Genomic DNA, 1,696 nt, shown 5'->3' with positions numbered 1-1,696 from the left:
CGGCATCTCGTGCTCGGCCAGCTGGATCTCCTTGCGGCCGAACGGCGCCAGGGAGAGGTCGGCGACCTTGAAGTCACCGGTGATGTTGGACGACATGGGAACTCCTGGGAGTCAGACGGCGGTCAGGGTGGCAGGTGCCCGGTGCAGGCCGAGGTTCTGGTGGATCTCGACGGCTGCGGTCGAGCTGTTGAGCGTGATGTAGTGCAGGCCGGGGGCGCCCTCGGCGAGCAGGCGCTCGCCCATCGCGGTGGCGTGCTCGACGCCGACCCGGTGCCCGGCCCCGGGGTGTCCGGCGGCGGCCGCCAACCGCCCGGCGAGCTCCGCCGGGAAGGTGGCGTTGCTGAGCTGGGCGAAGCGGCGGATCTGCTCGAACGAGGTGGCCGGCATGATCTCGGGAATGATCGGGATGTCACAGCCCGCGGCCGCGACCCGGTCGCGCAGCCGCAGGTAGTCGTCGGGGTGGAAGAACATCTGGGTGATCGCGAAGTCCGCACCGGCCCGGCACTTGGCGACGAAGTGGCGGATGTCGCTCTCCCAGTCAGGTGACCGGGGGTGCCGCTCCGGGAAGGCCGCGACGCCGACCGAGAGCGACCCGGACGACTTCAACAGGCCGACCAGCTCCGCCGCGTACCGCACACCCCCCGGATGGGGGTGCCAGGCGCCCTGCGGGTCACCGGGCGGGTCACCGCGCAGCGCCAGCACGTCGCGGATACCGGCGTCCGCGTACCGGCCGATGATCCGGCGCAGGTCAGCGATCGAGTGGCCGACGGCGGTCAGGTGGGCGACCGGCCGGAGCGTGGTCTGGCTGCGGATGCGCTCGGCGAGCGCGATGGTGGTGCCGCGGGAGGAACCGCCGGCGCCGTAGGTGACCGACACGAAGGTCGGCGAGAGCGCCTCGACCCGGCGGATCGCCCGCCAGAGGCTCTGCTCACCGGCGGCCGCCTTGGGCGGGAAGAACTCGAAGGAGTAGCTGCGCTCGCCCGCCGCCAGCACCTCGGCGAGACTGCGGGTCTGGTCCGCCGGTCCCGTACCTTGCTGTGCCCGGTACATGGTCACCTCGCGTTGAAGTACGTGGCTTCGGGGTGGTGGATCACGATGGCGTCGGTGGACTGCTCCGGGTGCAGCTGGAACTCCTCCGACAGCACCACCCCGATCCGCTCCGGCTTCAGCAGCTCGGCGATCTTCGCGCGGTCCTCCAGCTCCGGGCAGGCGCCGTAGCCGAGCGAGAAGCGCGCACCCCGGTACTTCAGTGCGAACATGTCGCGGACGTCCTGCGGGTCCTCGTCGCCGAAGCCCAGCTCGTAACGGACCCGGGCGTGCCAGAACTCGGCCAGGGCCTCGGCGAGCTGGACGGACAGGCCGTGCAGCTCCAGGTAGTCGCGGTAGGCGTCGGCCCGGAACAGCTCGTTGGCGGCCTCCGAGATCCGGTTGCCCATCGTGACGACCTGGAGGCCCAGCACGTCCCGCTCGCCGCTCTCCTCCGGACGGAAGAAGTCCGCCAGGCACAGCCGCCGCCCCCGCCGCTGACGCGGGAAGGTGAAACGGGTCCGCTCCGCGCCGTCCTCACCGAACACGATCAGGTCGTCGCCCTTGGACGCCGCCGGGTAGTACCCGTAGACCACCGCGGCCTCCAGCCACCCCTCGGTCTGCAGCCGGTCCAGCCACATCCGCAGCCGCGGCCGCCCCTCCGTCTCCA

General features: G+C 71.6%; 3 protein-coding genes. All 3 read right to left on the bottom strand.

Annotated elements, in window-relative coordinates; all coding sequences use genetic code 11:
* Positions 1 to 96: adenosylhomocysteinase (locus tag ABD330_RS32210; protein ID WP_344469842.1), on the bottom strand; the 96-nt coding region annotated here is incomplete at its 3' end.
* A 15-nt stretch (positions 97 to 111) separates the two neighbouring features.
* Complete coding sequence (metF, locus tag ABD330_RS32205) at positions 112 to 1,050, bottom strand: methylenetetrahydrofolate reductase [NAD(P)H] (protein WP_344469863.1); 939 nt, start codon at positions 1,048 to 1,050, stop codon at positions 112 to 114.
* 2 nt (positions 1,051 to 1,052) lie between these two features.
* On the bottom strand, positions 1,053 to 1,696 hold a 644-nt coding region (locus tag ABD330_RS32200; protein ID WP_344469862.1), incomplete at its 5' end, for a vitamin B12 dependent-methionine synthase activation domain-containing protein.

The sequence above is a fragment of the Kitasatospora kazusensis genome, assembly GCF_039529945.1.
Lineage (GTDB): Bacteria > Actinomycetota > Actinomycetes > Streptomycetales > Streptomycetaceae > Kitasatospora > Kitasatospora kazusensis.
Note: the sequence above shows the minus strand (reverse complement) of the source record. Positions and strands in the feature narration are given on the sequence as shown.

What these genes read in the sequence shown, in the direction of transcription:
- metF (WP_344469863.1), bottom strand. Translation starts at nt 1,050, where the DNA reads ATGTACCGGGCACAGCAAGGTACGGGACCGGCGGACCAGACCCGCAGT.